This is a genomic window from Desulfonatronospira thiodismutans ASO3-1 (assembly GCF_000174435.1).
GTDB lineage: Bacteria > Desulfobacterota > Desulfovibrionia > Desulfovibrionales > Desulfonatronovibrionaceae > Desulfonatronospira > Desulfonatronospira thiodismutans.
In genome coordinates this window covers 687,723-702,530 of record NZ_ACJN02000003.1, presented here as the reverse complement: position 1 = coordinate 702,530, position 14,808 = coordinate 687,723, and the positions used below count along the sequence as shown (strand labels likewise).

Sequence of the window (14,808 nt, the reverse complement as noted above, 5' to 3'; positions counted from 1 at the left end):
GCAGTCCCGGCTCTGCAGGCAGGGCGACGAAGAAAAAGCCGGCGGAATAATGCTCCCGGCTCATATCCCCTGGGATCATTAAAAACGAGCGTCAATCCATACTCCAATGCAAATAATTTGACAACACCATGCAGACAAAAAAATATTTTGTGCAGGATATCCGGGCCGGCCAGCAGATAGACGATACCTTCATGGTCATCAGGGCCAGGCAGGCCCAGGCCAGAAACGGACCCTACTGGCAGCTCACCCTTCAGGACAGGACCGGGGAAATCCAGGCCCGGGTCTGGAACCCCCTGAGCCGGCAGTTCCAGGACATCCCTCAGGAGCAGCTGGTGCGCATACGTGCCTCGTCACAGGTCTTCGGTGACCAGTTGCAGCTCAATATTGATGACATGCACTTTATTGATCAGGATCAAGCCGATCCGGGTCTTTTTCTGCCCGTTTCATGCACACCTCCAGAAGAACTCCACCAGAATCTGATTTTATTTCTGCAGCAGAATGTCTCTTATCCGGGGTGGAAAAAGCTGGTGAAAAAGATTCTGACCCGGGAAGAAATCAAGGAACCCCTTTTAAAGGCCCCGGCAGCCAAAAGCATTCATCATGCCTACATGGGAGGTCTTCTGGAGCATACCCTGAGTGTCTGCCGTATCTGCAACCAGATCTGCGATCTTTACCCTGACCTGGACCGGGATATCCTGCTCTGCGCTGCAGCGCTGCACGACCTGGGCAAGACTATGGAGATCCTGCCCGGAGCCAGCAGGGATTACTCCCATCAGGGCAAGCTTCTGGGACATATATTTCTGGGACTGGACATGATAAATCCTTTTCTGGACAAGGCAAAGGAACTGGATGAAGATCTCATCATGCACTTCAAGCATATAATCATCAGCCATCATGGAGAACTGGAGTTCGGTTCCCCCAAAAGGCCCAAGACCAGGGAAGCTTTTGTGCTGCATTTTGCGGACAACCTTGACGCCAAGATCAAGACCCTGGACCAGGCCCTGGCAGGAGGAGACGAATCTGAAGAATCAGCAGGGACCTGGTCCGACTACCAGAGGTCACTGGGCAGGTTCGTGTTTCAGCCGGCCAGAACCCCCAGGCCGCCGGAATCACCCAGAGAACAGGGGGGCAAAAAGGAAGGACAGTGTTTATTACCTTTGAAGGAATAGAAGGTTGCGGCAAATCCACTCAGACAGAGTTTCTGCGTGATTATCTTGAGGGCCTGGGGTACAGTGTGCTGGTCACCCTTGAGCCCGGTGGAAGCAGGCTCGGTGTTGAACTGCGCAGGATGCTTCTTTCCCTGGAAAGCGATGATCTGACCAGGGAGGCGGAGCTTTTCCTTTACCTGGCGGACAGGGCACAGCACGTGCACCAGGTAATCCGTCCCGCACTGGAAGCCGGCCGTATTGTCATTTCGGATCGTTTTACCCATTCCACCCTGGCCTACCAGGGGTACGGCCGGGAAATGGGGGTGGATGCCCTGCAGGAAATGAACATTATGGCAGTTGACGGCACTGTACCCGATATTACCTTTCTCCTTGACCTGCCCCCGGAAACAGGTCTGCGCCGGGCCCTTGGCAGAAACATGGAGAAAAACCTCACCAGTTCCGAGGGCCGCTTTGAAGCCGAGGCCCTGGAGTTTCACGTGAGAGTCAGGCAGGGCTACCTGGAACTGGCTTCCCGGAAAAAGGAGAAAATCGTGGTCCTTGATGCCCAGGCCCTTCCGGAGACAGTGTTTCAGGGGGTGGTGGGGAAAGTAAATGAAATTATGAAAATTGATAAAAAATGTGTTGACAACGCAAACTGCAAAGTTTAAATAATTTACTTCACGGGGCGGATAGCTCAGTTGGGAGAGCATCGGCCTTACAAGCCGGGGGTCACAGGTTCGAGCCCTGTTCCGCCCACCATATGCGGGGCCGTAGTTAAGCTGGTTATAACGCCGGCCTGTCACGCCGGAGGCCGCGAGTTCGAGTCTCGTCGGCCCCGCCATCAAAAAAGCAAAGGCCGGGATTTATCCCGGCCTTTTTTTTGTTTTTTTTGAAGTTGATTGAAATGCGAAGTGAGCAGGACGTTCAATGGATGCCTCTGCAAAAAGTCAGTCCGGTCGCGCGGACCACGCGAACCACGCGAGGCGCGTGGCAGGAGGTCTGGCAGATAGAAGAGTCAAAGAGTTGACTGTCATGGAAGCAAGTTTCAACTGTCTGGGTTTCGAGTTTATGCCGGCACATTTTTATGGTTGATCCGTGAACCTTCTTCCTTAAATTCATAACCCGTAATCACTAAGCACGGCCCGCGTTCAGAGTTCTCTATGCTGACCTACCTGTTTTATATTTCAATAGTTTTGATTATCACCTTTTTTGTTGTCTATTACTTAAGCGGGATATACTTTAATATCAAAAAAAAGCTGAGATACAGAAAAGATATCAGCTATTTTGAACAAGAAGTCCAAAGACTTGAGGAAAAGTACAACAGCCCTGGTTATTTTCAGTCCTTAGACAGTCAGGATCAAAAAGAATTAAAGGACAGACTGCAAAGATACAGGGAGACCCTGACCGATCTGAAGAATAACCCCTATGCCTGACCATTTATTTTGACCTGTCTTTTTTCCTTCCAGTGCCTTTTCCCATTAGACTGAAGTCCTTTTTCCGGCACAGGTGTCGTAACTCAATAATCCGCATAATTATGTCCGTGTGCTAATAATCCGGCAGTATCTGTTAAACCCTGATTCAGGGGTTATTTCAGTGCGTTATTTTTCCAGAGCAGTCTTGCGGTGAATGTATCTGTTTAGCGCTTTGCATGTGGCATGGGGACTGGCTCTTCCGGGACCCACTTGTCCCAAAAAATGAGATATTTTAAGCACAAAATGATGCTCAAGTGGGTCCCGGAGTGCCTGTCCCCTGCTTTCCTTAAAAGCGCTAAACAGATACCGGTGAATGGGGGTTGTTTTTTGATTGCGCATGAAATATAAAATTGTAATAGATTGTTTTTTTTGCAGCAAAGCATTGCTGGACGGGTTGATGTTTTTAGTCAGATCTGGTAGCAAAGACACGATGTGTTGAAGTTCTGGATGGTTATTATATATTTTTACTCCAGAATAAACTGAAAAAATATTGATATCAGCAAGGAGGGAATAAGATGGAAGACCATGTGAAACAGGCCCTGGAGATAGTTAAAGCCCAGGCCAGTGTGCGGAACATGACTGAAGAAGAGATCAACTCTATGATCAAGTCATTATCTGAAGGGATACAAAAGGCTTCTCAGGGTGCTGCTGAAGAACAGGTAAGCGAAGAACAGCATCCAGCAGTGGATCCCAAGAAGGCCATCCGGGAGAAGAGTATTATCTGCTTAGAGTGCGGCAAGTCTTTCAAGGTTATCACCAAGAAGCATCTTGCCAAGCACGACATGACCCCTGAAGAGTACAAGGAGAAATGGGGTTATAAAAAGAATCAGTCCCTGGTGGCCAAATCCCTGGCCAGGGAAAGGCGAAAAAAAATGCAGGAGATGGAACTCTGGAAAAAGAGGGAAATCAAGATGCCTGGAAGATAAAGCAAAATCTTATGCTCAAATGCATGCTTTGATACGCCTGTAGAAAGTCTTTTTGCAGGCGTATCTTTTTTCGCCAGGTCTTACAGGGGTAGGCAAAGTCGGGCCGGGTGCTCGTTATTTTTTTCTTTTGCATTGGTCTTCTTCATGTTAAGTAGCTTCTCCTGATGTCGGGCAGTATCTTCCTGCTGCCCTTGATTTTTTCGTTCACCTTCAACTTTGCGGACTACAGGGGGCGGTATGAAGGATACCTTGGTTCATAAGCTTGATTCAGGTGAAGCCAGGATAGGAATAATCGGACTGGGCTATGTGGGACTGCCCCTGGCCCTGCGCTACCTGGCAGTGGGATACAGCGTACTGGGGCTGGATATTGATCCGCATAAAGTGAACAGGCTCATGAAGGGGGAAAGCTTTATCAGGCATATTCCTTCAGAGCCTTTGCAGGAGGGAGTGCAGCAGGGGCGATTCCAGGCCACCACTGATTTTAGCCGGGCCGGTGAGGCAGACGCCCTGATTCTTTGTGTGCCCACCCCCCTGGACAGGCACCGCGAGCCGGACCTGTCCTTTGTTGTAAACTCCCTGGAAGAAGTGCTTCCGGCTATGCGACCCGGGCAAGTGGTCTCCCTGGAGTCCACCACATATCCCGGCACTACTGATGAAGAACTAAGGCCGCGTATCGAGGCGGCGGGATTCAAGACCGGCCGGGATGTATTCCTGGTATATTCTCCGGAGCGAGAAGACCCGGGCAATCCGGCTTTCAATACCAGGAGCATTCCCAAGGTCTGCGGGGGCGTAACCCCTGAGTGCCTGGAGGTGGCAATGGCCCTGTACGGCCGGGTCATTGACCAGTTGGTGCCGGTTTCTTCCACCAGGGCCGCAGAAGCGGTCAAGCTCATGGAGAATATTTTCAGGAGCGTGAATATTGCCCTGGTGAACGAGATGAAAACAGCCTTCATGAAAATGGACATAGATATATTCGAAGTGATCCGGGCAGCTTCCACCAAGCCATTCGGGTATATGCCCTTTTATCCGGGACCGGGCCTGGGAGGGCACTGCATCCCCATTGATCCATTCTATCTCACATGGAAGGCCAGGGAATATGATGTAGCCACGCGTTTTATCGAACTGGCAGGAGAGGTGAACACTTCCATGCCGTATTACGTTGTGCAGCGGGCCATGGAGGTGTTAAACGATTTCGGCAGGGCCCTGAAGCAGGCCAGAATACTTCTGCTGGGGCTGGCCTACAAGCCGGACGTGGATGACGACCGGGAATCCCCTACTTACAAGATAATGCATCTGCTGGAGCAAAAAGGAGCGGATGTTTCTTACAACGATCCGTATGTACCGGTAATCAAGCCTTCCAGAGAGTATGCCCATTATGCAGGGCGCAGGTCAGAGCAGGTTTCCGGGGAATATGACCTGGTTATTCTGTGCACCGCGCATAAAGAGTACCAGAATCTGGACCCTGCAGATCTGGGAGTTCCGGTTCTTGACACCAGGGGCTTTTTTGCTGATTTGACAGGCAGGGTCTTTAGAGCCTGAAACTTTTAACCGGAGGAGGAAATGGAAACGTCGGATGATGAGATAAAAGCTCCAAAAATTCGTATCAGGGAGATGGGCATTGATGACCTGGCCCCTGTATATCATATCGGAGAGGAGGTTTTTACGGCTGAGTTTTCAACCAGCCTTTACCGTACATGGGACGAATACGAGATAATAAACCTGTACAGTTCTGACAACGAGTTGTGCCTTGTGGCCGAACTTGATGATCATATCGTCGGCTTTGCCCTGGCCACTACTGTGGAAAAGCCCAGATCGGCCTGGAAGTACGGCTACCTGACCTGGCTGGGGGTGCGCAAGAACCTGCAGCATGCAGGGGTGGGCAACCGCCTGTTCAAGGAGGTGGTCAGGCGCATGGAGCAGATGGGCGTGCGCATGGTCATAGTGGATACAGCCGGGGACAATGTTTCCGCCATCCGTTTTTTTCAGAAACAGGGCTTTGACGACATGAAGGAGCATGTTTTTTTGAGCATGAATCTGAGCCGCAAGTCCAAGGCCAAGGGTGGCAAGAAAAAAAGGCCCAAGAGCGGCAGGAAGTCTATAGTCCAGAAAAAGAAAACCCCCAAGAGAACCGGTTATGCATGATAGAATTGAAAAGGCTGTAAGGGAGATCGATCCCCAGCGGCTTTTGTCGTTGCTGGTGGATATGATTGATATATATTCTCCATCGGGCAAGGAGAAGGATGTCCAGGTCTATATCGAGGACTGGCTTAAAAAAGAAGGTTTTGAGGTGACCCGCCAGGAAGTGGAAGAGGACCGCTTTAATCTGCTTCTTACCATGGGACCAAAGGATCCGCAGGTTTACCTGGTGGGGCACGTGGATACCGTGGCGGACTGGGATTTTGACGAGGAGGGACCTTATGAGCAGGGCGGCATTGTAAGGGGGCTTGGCAGCGCGGATATGAAGGGCGGTTGTGCAGCCATGGTGGAAACCTGGATGGCCTTAGCCAGGGCCTTTGAACCCGCTGAGCGCCCTCCGGTGGGACTTGCCCTTGTTGTGGGTGAAGAGGAAAGCGGCGACGGCAGTGAGGTTTTCCTTGAGAATAGACGCCCTCCCTGGGTAATCATTGGCGAGCCCACCAGTCTGGCAGCCTGTTATTCCCATTACGGTTACCTGGAGGCCTGCCTGGAGACCACCGGCCGCAAGAGTCATTCATCTCTGCCGGAGCTGGGCCATAACGCAGTGGAGTCCATGCTCAAGATCCTTCTGCATCTGGGCAGGCACGAGCTCTTCCAGCAGGGAAGTTCGGACCTGGTATATTCCATCCGGGAGATGAGTTCGTCCAGGGCGGGTTTTGTAGTGCCGGACAGGTGCGAGACCTGGATTGATCTGCATCTGCAGCCGGGGATGGACCTGAAGAAGCTAAAGAGCCTCATCCGGCAGAGGGCCATGGAGGCCCATGATTTCATAGCCGATTTGAACCTGGAAGTGGGGTTCGAGTCGTCATATCCCGGTTACGACCTGGGCAGCGACCATTATATGGCCGGACAACTGCGCTTTGTGTACGATTACCTGGGTATTCCCTACTATGAGAATATCTTCCGCTCCCAGTCCGACGGCAACCTTTTCTACGAGGCCGGATCCAGGCCTGTGATCCTTGGCCCGGGTTCGCTGGAGACCGCTCATACCCCGGATGAGCATACCAGCCTGGCCGAGGTGACCAGCGCCGCCAGAATATATACTGCGATATGTGCAAGCCTGGATTATGATTCCAGTAGCAACACTTGAAAATATGCCGCTGGACCAGTGTGTCCCTGCAGGACCCAGCTGTATCTATGCGGCAGCAGGACCAAGATTTTTCTGAGTGCCTTTTCCGACAGTTATTCAGCACTCCCTTATTAATAGATACTTAAATCATAGTGAAAAAAATTTCTGGACAACTTTTGAGGTTTATTATAACCAGATACCTACTCTCAGGGTATGAATTGAATTTTCAGACCAATTAAAAAAGGGGTGCTGTTATGAAGCTATCCACAACCATCCGTTATGGTACGAGGCTTATGCTGGACATGGCCGAGCACAATGAGACCGGTCCCATCCGCATCAAGACCATAGCCCAGAGGCAGGGGATTTCAGAGAAGTACCTGGAGAAGATTGTACGTCTGTTGCGCAAGGCCGGCCTTGTGGATGGCTTGAGGGGGCCTGGAGGAGGTTACGTCCTGGCGGTGCCGCCGGAGAAAATCACCATGGGTGCCATACTGGAAGCTGTGCAGGGCAGGATTGAATTGTGCCCCTGCCTGGGGGAGCCGGAGCATTGTGAAAAGCATATGTACTGCAAAACCAGGATGGTCTGGAACGACATCAACGCAGCTGTTTCTTCAAGACTGCACAGTATCACCCTGGCGGATCTGCGGGATTCCACCTGTCCAGTGGATACAAAAGAAGTTCACTGACCCCCCTGCGGCCTGCGGGGATGGTTTAGAGCGCTGACTGCACCAGGAAAAAAACCGGCCTTGAGCCCGGGGTTGCAAGACTATAGGGTGGGCTCCTGGATCTACAACAATGCAGGCATCCTTTGAAGCGCTGAAAAGATACGCACGCAGATTGCTGCGCAGGAGGGATTATGAGTTGCCGGGATTTCGAAAATCTGCCCAGGTTCGATCAGCAGGAAGCCCTGGAGAGATGTATGGACAGCCTGGACTTTCTGCAAGAGCTTGCAGATGTCTTTGTATCGGAAAGTCTTCCCATGTATCTGCCCCGGATACAGGAGGGAGTGGACAACAGGGATTTCGATAAGGTCGCCGGCAATGCCCACGGCCTCAAGGGAGGCTGTTCCTCAATAGGCCTGACAAGGCTTAGAGAAATGTCTTACTGCCTGGAAAAAGCAGGCAAAGACAAAGACCTGCAGACCATGGAAAGGGTTGTGGCGGAATTGACCCAGGAAGCGCAAAAGGTAGAACAATTGATAACCAGCAGGGAACTGTGGAGATAAAAAAGGAGGTGCATTTAATGCAATACAGACAGGCCGGTGAGAAATGGTTCATCCGCATTGACAGGGGAGAGGAAGTGCTGGAGGTTCTGGCCTCTTTTTGCAGGGAGCAAGGCATAACCCTGGGCTCTATAAGCGGTATCGGGGCGGCCGGGGAGATCAAGCTGGGACTTTTTGAAACCGCAAGCAAGACTTACCAGTCCACCGAACTCAAGGGCGACTTTGAAATCACCGCCCTGGCCGGCAATGTCACCACCAAGGAGGGCCAGGTCTACCTGCACGTGCACGCCACGGTGTCGGACAAGGAATGCCGGGCTTTCGGGGGGCACCTGAACCGGGCCCTTATAAGCGGTACCTGCGAGGTGGTCATTGATCAGGCCCAGGGCAGCATTGAGAGGCGTTTTGACGATGATGTGGGCCTGAACCTCATGAAATTCGACTAAGCGCAAAGATCCATGAGTAAGGACTCTTTCGGGAGCCTTTTCCGGGTGACAACTTACGGCGAGTCTCACGGCCCCGGACTGGGAGGGATTATCCAGGGTTGTCCCCCGGGAATTGCTCTTAGTGAGGACATTATCCAGAGGGAGCTGGACAAAAGAAAGCCCGGGCAGGGAGCAGCCTCCACCAGAAGAAAGGAGGCGGACCTGGTCCAGATCCTCTCAGGGGTTTTTGAGGGCCGCACCACCGGCACCGCCATTGGTTTTCATATTGCCAACCAGGACCAGCGCTCCCGTGATTATTCAGGCATCAAGGATATTTATCGTCCCGGGCACGGTGACATCACCTACGAGGCCAAGTACGGCATCAGGGATTACCGTGGCGGGGGCAGGTCCTCGGGAAGAGAGACTGTATCCCGGGTGGCCGCCGGGGCCGTGGCCCAGGAGTTTCTAAGGACCCTGGGCATCCGGGTCCTGGCATACACTGCGGAACTCGGAGGCATACAGGCCCGGGTGCAGGACATGGCTGGTGCCCAAAAGCGGCCCTTTTTCTCTCCGGATCCGGAGGTGGTCTCTATCTGGGAAGAACTGGTCCAGGAGGTCAAATCCCAGGGGGACAGCCTGGGAGGCATTGTGGAGATCCGGGCTGAAAATGTCCCTGCCGGACTTGGAGAACCGGTATTCGACAAGCTGGATGCCAGGCTGGCCTACGCCCTCATGGGAGTGGGGGCGGTCAAGGGTGTGGAGATTGGGGCCGGCTTTGCCGCATCCAGGATGCGCGGCAGTGAAAACAATGACCAGATGGGACCTGATGGATTTTTGTCTAACCATGCCGGCGGAGTGCTGGCAGGCATAACTTCCGGCCAGCCCTTAGTGGTTCGGGCAGGGGTAAAGCCCATTCCATCCATAGCCATAACCCAGAAAACCATGACCAGACAGGGTACTCAAACACGGGTAAATATCGGCGGACGCCATGATATAAGCGCCATCCCGCGCATTGTGCCGGTGCTCAAGTCCATGGTTATGCTGGTGCTGGCGGACATGGTGCTTTTGCAGAGGGCTGTAAAGACGACAGAGAATAGATGATAAGAAACTACCTCAATAACTAACCCAGACAGCAAACGGAGTTTATCAGTGCGCAAGACTGCATATTTTATCGAGGGAGACGGTATAGGACCCGAAGTGTGGCAGGCAACCAGGCCGGTACTGGACAAGGCCCTGGATAAGGCTTACAGCGGCCAGCACAGCCTGGAATGGGTGGAGCTTCTGGCCGGGGAAAAAGCCTATAAAGAGACAGGAGAGTATCTGCCCGCCAGAACCTTGGATACCCTAAGGGAAGCTGAACTGGCCATTAAGGGCCCCCTGGCCACCCCTGTGGGCGGGGGTTTTCGCAGCCTCAACGTCACCCTGCGCCAGGTTCTGGACCTGTATGCCTGTATCAGGCCGGTGAGGTACTTCCAGGGTATAATGTCTCCTCTCAAAAGACCTGAACTGGTGGATATGGTGGTCTTCAGGGAGAATACCGAAGACGTCTACGCCGGCATCGAGTGGGCTGCAGGCAGCCCGGAAGCGGAAAAAGTGGCCTCTTTCCTGCGCGATGAAATGAAGGCGGATATAGCGCCCGGGTCCGGCATAGGCATCAAGCCCATTTCCGAGAAGGGCAGCAAGCGCTTGGTGCGCAAGGCCATAGATTATGCCCTGTACAAGAAAAGGCCCAGCGTGACCTTAGTGCACAAGGGCAATATCATGAAGTACACCGAAGGAGCCTTCAGGGCCTGGGGCTATGAACTGGCCCGGGAGGAGTACGCCGACAGGACCATCACCGAGGACGAGGCAGGTCAGGGCAAAACCGGGCTGGTCATCAAGGACCGCATAGCCGATGCCATGTTTCAGCAGGTGCTCCTGAAGCCGGATCTCTACAGTGTCATAGCCACCACCAACTTGAACGGGGACTATCTATCGGATGCCCTGGCCGCTCAGGTGGGCGGACTGGGCCTGGCTCCCGGGGTGAACATGAGCGACAGGCTGGCCTTTTTCGAGGCCACCCACGGCACTGTGCCCTCCTATGCCGGCAAGGACGTGGTCAACCCGGGCAGCCTGATCCTCAGCGGGGCCATGCTCCTGGAGCATGCCGGCTGGGAAAAGGCCTCGGATCTTATCCACGCCTCCATTGAAAAGGTGGTCTCCAGCAAGAGGGTTACCCAGGACCTGGCCCGACAGATCCCGGACGCCGTGACCGTGGGCTGCAAAGAGTTCGGGGAGCTCATTGGCGAGAACCTGTAGGGTGGTATGTCGGACCTGTCAGACGGGTCGGACGGGTCCGACAGGTCAGAGAGCTCCGACAGGTCCGACATCCCGGACTCAGGTGTATCTCTTGGGATTGATGCGGTATTTTTTGACTTTGTAGTTGATGATGCGGTAGCTGACCTTCAGGTCCCGGGCGGCCTGGAGCATGTTGCCCCGGGCCTTTTTCAGGGCGTCTATAATGAGTTCCTGTTCGAAGCGGGCCACTGTCTCCACAAATGGTAGCTCGGTGTCGGTGGCGGTGCTTTCGGCGGTCTGCAAGGTGGGGGGCAGGTGATAGGTACGGATGACCTCCTCGGAGCACATAAGTACCGCCCTTTCCATGCAGTTGCGCAGTTCGCGCACGTTGCCCGGCCAGTGATACTGAATGAGCAGGTCTATGGCCGGGGTGGAAATGCGCTTGATGTTTTTTTCGTATTCTCTGCTGAAGGTCTGCAGGAAGTGCTCGGCCAGGGGCAGAATATCTTCCCTGCGTTCCCTCAAGGGGGGGATGAAAATGGGAAAGACATTGATGCGGTAGTACAGGTCCTCCCTGAAGGCACCCTCTTCGATGCGGTTTTCTAAGGGCTGATGGGTGGCGCAGACGATACGCACATTGACCCGGGTGGTCTTTTCCCCTCCCAGCCGCTGAATCTCCCCGGCCTGGATGGCCCGTAACAGTTTGGCCTGTGCTTCGGCGCTTAACTCTCCTATTTCGTCCAGAAAAAGGGTGCCGAGGTGAGCCAGCTCAAAGCGTCCCTTTTTCTGACCCACCGCCCCGGTAAAGGCTCCCCGTTCATATCCGAAAAGCTCACTTTCCAGGAGCTCCCCGGGCAGGGAGGCGCAGTTGAGCTTGATGAAGGGCTTGTCCTTTCTGGGGCTCATTCTGTGAATGGCCTCGGCCAGAAGTTCCTTGCCCGTGCCTGATTCCCCCCGGATAAGTACCGTGGCCCGGCTGGGGGCCACCTGCATGACCTGGTTCATGATCATGTTCATGACTTTGGAGGTGGAAATGAGCTGACTCTCGGACATGCTCTGCCTGGCTGTGTTGATCTCTGCTGTGGTGAACTGGGGCAGCTCTTTCTGCCGGCTGACCTCTTCCTGCAGAAAAGAGGTCTGTCTGGCAATAAACATGCCCAGCACCTGCAGAAACCGGCAGTTGGTCTCCAGTTCCGGCAGATCCCGCAGGTCCATCTCGGCGTTTAAGACTCCCAGAATCTCTGTCTCGTTTTCCTGGCTGTGGCGTTTAATGGGCACCGAGATAAAAGACATGCTGGCCAGTTCTTCCGGGGTGCGGTCAAAGGCCAGGTTCAGGAAGTTGGGGTCGTCCTTCATCAGGGGAACGATAATAGGGGACTGTTCCTTGACCACCTGGCCGATGATTCCCTGTCCCGGGGTGTAGGAATACTTGGGGGTCTTGGTGAACCCGATATACAGGCTGAATTCGATGCTCTGGGTCTTGGGATCGAATATGGCCAGAGAAATACGCCTGTAGCCCATTTCATCCGCTGTGGCCTGAAGCAGTTTCTCTAAGCCTTCGCGCAGCGGTCCCTGCCAGCCGTGGTGCATGAGCAGGTTTTCCAGGGCAACCAGGTAATTATTTTCTTTCATAAGCGTTACGGTTAATTTGCCGAAGAGATAAACTCAGCGCCCAGCCTGGCGGCCTTGAGGTTTGCATCCACCAGTTTTGGAGGAAGTCTTTTCTGGATACCCTTCAAAAAGACGTCCAAGTCCAGCTCAAAAAATCCGCCTGCAAAAAAGGCCCCCAGAAGTACCGTGTTGGCGGTCTGAACATTGCCTGCCTGGCCGGCCAGTTCGGTACAGGGGACAAAGTATGATTTTCCGGCGCATCCGGCGACATTTTCCCGGATGTAGTCAATATCCGGATATTGTTCCTTTCCCATGGAAACGGACAAAGGCGGGATGGGGGTATCGCTGCTTAGGGCCAGCCCGCCGGGCCGCAGAAAGGGCAGAGCCCGCAGAGTCTCCAGGGGCTCGAACCCAAGAAGGATGTCCGCCTCTGCATGAGATATTTTGGGGCTCATATAACCACCCACCAGCACAAAGGAGTGTACTACTCCGCCTCGCTGGGCCATGCCGTGGATTTCACCGGCGGTTACTTCCATACCGTTTTCCAGGGCGGTTTCCGCCAGGAGCCTGGTGGCTGTCAGGGTGCCCTGGCCGCCTACACCGGAAAAAAAGATGCGTAAGGGTTTCATGGTTTAACTCCTGCTCTCGGGTTTGATACTGCTGCTGAGCTGGACACAGACCATGCAGCCGGCACAGTGTACAGGACTTATGCGGACCTCTTCTCCTTCCAGGTAAAAGGCGGGGCAGGCCAGGGTGTGCAGGCATTCAAGGCTGGATTCGTCGGATACAGCCACCTTTGCCTTCTGGGTCCTTTTCTGTCCCAGTACCCTGCGGGCGTACAGGGGGCAGGGCTCTTCAGCAATGAGCACCCGGACACCCGGGGCGTCCTTCATCTCGTTTAAGGCCTGGTCCAGGGCTTTCTGGTTCAGGGCCTTGACCTTTTTCACCTGTTCCACTCCGCAGGCCTTGACTAATGGTTCAATGTCCAGGTGTCCGGGCTTTTTGTTGTACAGGGACTGGTCCACTCCCGGATGGGGCTGGTGCCCGGTCATGGCCGTGGTCCTGTTGTCCAGGATAACCAGCAGAAGATCGTGCTGGTTGTAGACCGCGTTGGCCAGGCCGGTAATTCCGGAATGAAAGAAGGTGGAGTCGCCGATGAAGGCCACCACCGGATTTTTTACGGCCCTGGACATGCCGCATCCAGAGGATACCGACGAGCCCATGCACAAAAGAAAATCCGCGGCCTTCAGGGGCGGGAGCATGCCCAGAGTATAACAGCCGATATCCGAGGAGTATACAGCGTCATCACCGAAAATTTTGCGCACCCGGACATATACCGAGCGGTGCGAGCAGCCGGCGCACAGATTGGGCGGCCGGGCGGGCAGTTTTTCCTGCTCAATGCTGCATATTTGCTGGTCCGGCACATCGCGCCCCAGGAAGCGGTGCAGGGCGGCAGTGACCCCGGAGGTGGAGTATTCATCAAACAGGGGCAGATCCTGGTCCTTGCCCTGAACATGGGTGCTCAGTCCGCGTTTCTGGCAGACCAGCCGGACCTCGTTTTCCAGGATGGGTTCCAGTTCTTCCAGGACCAGGACCCTGTCCACGCTTTGCACAAAATCCGCAACCAGGTCCTGCGGGAAAGGATATCCCAGACCCAGTTCCAGGACTTTTACCTTCAGGTCCGGGTAAAGCTTTAGTACGTCCGAGAGATAGGCCCTGCTGACCCCGGAAACTATGACCCCGTCATTGCCCTGGCCGTAAACACGGTTCCAGGGGGAGGAATTTATCTCCGGGCGTATTTTTTCCAGGTTGGTTAGAAGGGCCTTGTGCCTGGCCCTGCCCACTGCCGGGACCGATACGAAACGCTGGGGGTTCTTGACGAACTCTCCGCTGATTTTTGCCGGCGGAAGTTCTCCGAAGGTCACGGGACCGCGCATGTGGTTGATCCTGGTGGTGGTGCGCAGCATGATGGGCTGCTGCCATCTAACTGAAAGCTCAAAGGCCTCCCGGGTCATGTCCTTGCATTCCTGGGCAGTGGCCGGCTCAAAGCAGGGCAGACCGGCCAGGCGCACATAATAGCGGTTGTCCTGTTCGTTCTGGCTGGAATGACACCCTGGATCATCGGCGCACAGGATGACTAAGCCCCCTGGAGTGCCGATGTAGGCCAGGGTCATCAAGGGGTCTGCAGCAACGTTGACGCCTACATGCTTCATGGTCACCAGGGTGGGGACGCCTCCCAGGGCAGCACCTCCGGCGACCTCCATGGCCACTTTCTCGTTGATGGAGTACTCAAAGTAATAATCTCCTCTGTCTGAAAGGCGGAAAAAGGTGTCCGGAACTTCCGAGGAAGGGGTGCCCGGGTAGCAGGAAATAAATCCCACTCCGGCTTCTAATGCACCGCGGACGATGGCCTCGTTGCCCAGGAGCAACTCCCTGGCCCCGGATTTTGGATCTAAAAGATTCAT

General features: G+C 54.2%; 15 protein-coding genes and 2 tRNA genes. 14 read left to right on the top strand and 3 right to left on the bottom strand.

Features of this window, described 5'->3' with window-relative positions; all coding sequences use genetic code 11:
• Nucleotides 1-128: 128 nt before the first annotated feature.
• From DTHIO_RS15105 to icd, 14 genes are all read left to right on the top strand, one after another.
• Nucleotides 129-1,169: a 3'-5' exoribonuclease YhaM family protein gene (locus tag DTHIO_RS15105; RefSeq protein ID WP_008871126.1), complete on the top strand. Its 1,041-nt coding sequence runs from the start codon at nucleotides 129-131 to the stop codon at nucleotides 1,167-1,169.
• Nucleotides 1,145-1,816 carry a dTMP kinase gene (gene tmk / locus DTHIO_RS15100; protein ID WP_008871125.1) on the top strand — a complete coding sequence of 224 codons (672 nt, stop codon included), beginning with the start codon at nucleotides 1,145-1,147 and terminating at the stop codon, nucleotides 1,814-1,816. The genes DTHIO_RS15105 and tmk overlap by 25 nt, the downstream gene beginning before the upstream one ends.
• A gap of 15 nt (nucleotides 1,817-1,831) precedes the next feature.
• A tRNA-Val gene (locus tag DTHIO_RS15095) sits at nucleotides 1,832-1,907 on the top strand.
• 5 nt (nucleotides 1,908-1,912) lie between these two features.
• A tRNA-Asp gene (locus DTHIO_RS15090) sits at nucleotides 1,913-1,989 on the top strand.
• A gap of 352 nt (nucleotides 1,990-2,341) precedes the next feature.
• Complete coding sequence (locus DTHIO_RS15080) at nucleotides 2,342-2,581, top strand: M3 family oligoendopeptidase (RefSeq protein ID WP_161598687.1); 240 nt, start codon at nucleotides 2,342-2,344, stop codon at nucleotides 2,579-2,581.
• 554 nt (nucleotides 2,582-3,135) lie between these two features.
• Nucleotides 3,136-3,546 (top strand): Ros/MucR family transcriptional regulator, encoded by a 411-nt coding sequence (locus tag DTHIO_RS15070; protein WP_008871122.1) that lies wholly within the window; start codon nucleotides 3,136-3,138, stop codon nucleotides 3,544-3,546.
• Nucleotides 3,547-3,783: 237 nt separating this feature from the next.
• Nucleotides 3,784-5,085 carry a nucleotide sugar dehydrogenase gene (locus tag DTHIO_RS15065; RefSeq protein WP_008871121.1) on the top strand — a complete coding sequence of 434 codons (1,302 nt, stop codon included), beginning with the start codon at nucleotides 3,784-3,786 and terminating at the stop codon, nucleotides 5,083-5,085.
• Between the two features lie 21 nt (nucleotides 5,086-5,106).
• Nucleotides 5,107-5,688, top strand: coding sequence for a GNAT family N-acetyltransferase (locus DTHIO_RS15060; protein ID WP_008871120.1), 582 nt, complete (start codon nucleotides 5,107-5,109; stop codon nucleotides 5,686-5,688).
• Entirely contained in the window at nucleotides 5,681-6,832 is a 1,152-nt protein-coding gene (locus tag DTHIO_RS15055) for a M20 family metallopeptidase (RefSeq protein WP_008871119.1), read from the top strand. The genes DTHIO_RS15060 and DTHIO_RS15055 overlap by 8 nt, the downstream gene beginning before the upstream one ends.
• A 233-nt stretch (nucleotides 6,833-7,065) precedes the next feature.
• Nucleotides 7,066-7,497 carry an RrF2 family transcriptional regulator gene (locus DTHIO_RS15050; protein ID WP_008871118.1) on the top strand — a complete coding sequence of 144 codons (432 nt, stop codon included), beginning with the start codon at nucleotides 7,066-7,068 and terminating at the stop codon, nucleotides 7,495-7,497.
• 170 nt (nucleotides 7,498-7,667) lie between these two features.
• On the top strand, nucleotides 7,668-8,036 hold the full coding sequence (locus DTHIO_RS15045; protein WP_008871117.1) for an Hpt domain-containing protein: 369 nt from the start codon (nucleotides 7,668-7,670) through the stop codon (nucleotides 8,034-8,036).
• Between the two features lie 17 nt (nucleotides 8,037-8,053).
• Complete coding sequence (locus tag DTHIO_RS15040; protein ID WP_008871116.1) at nucleotides 8,054-8,476, top strand: PPC domain-containing DNA-binding protein; 423 nt, start codon at nucleotides 8,054-8,056, stop codon at nucleotides 8,474-8,476.
• A gap of 12 nt (nucleotides 8,477-8,488) precedes the next feature.
• Complete coding sequence (aroC, locus tag DTHIO_RS15035; RefSeq protein WP_008871115.1) at nucleotides 8,489-9,556, top strand: chorismate synthase; 1,068 nt, start codon at nucleotides 8,489-8,491, stop codon at nucleotides 9,554-9,556.
• 15 nt (nucleotides 9,557-9,571) lie between these two features.
• On the top strand, nucleotides 9,572-10,753 hold the full coding sequence (gene icd / locus DTHIO_RS15030; RefSeq protein ID WP_083804016.1) for an NADP-dependent isocitrate dehydrogenase: 1,182 nt from the start codon (nucleotides 9,572-9,574) through the stop codon (nucleotides 10,751-10,753).
• 78 nt (nucleotides 10,754-10,831) lie between these two features.
• On the opposite strand, the gene DTHIO_RS15025 is transcribed toward icd, so the two are convergent.
• Genes DTHIO_RS15025 through iorA form a run of 3 tightly spaced genes read right to left on the bottom strand, consistent with a single transcriptional unit; the run spans nucleotide 10,832 to nucleotide 14,808 of the window.
• Complete coding sequence (locus DTHIO_RS15025; RefSeq protein WP_008871113.1) at nucleotides 10,832-12,364, bottom strand: sigma-54-dependent Fis family transcriptional regulator; 1,533 nt, start codon at nucleotides 12,362-12,364, stop codon at nucleotides 10,832-10,834.
• A gap of 11 nt (nucleotides 12,365-12,375) precedes the next feature.
• Nucleotides 12,376-12,972 (bottom strand): indolepyruvate oxidoreductase subunit beta, encoded by a 597-nt coding sequence (locus DTHIO_RS15020; protein ID WP_008871112.1) that lies wholly within the window; start codon nucleotides 12,970-12,972, stop codon nucleotides 12,376-12,378.
• A gap of 3 nt (nucleotides 12,973-12,975) precedes the next feature.
• Nucleotides 12,976-14,808 (bottom strand): indolepyruvate ferredoxin oxidoreductase subunit alpha, encoded by a 1,833-nt coding sequence (gene iorA, locus DTHIO_RS15015; RefSeq protein ID WP_008871111.1) that lies wholly within the window; start codon nucleotides 14,806-14,808, stop codon nucleotides 12,976-12,978.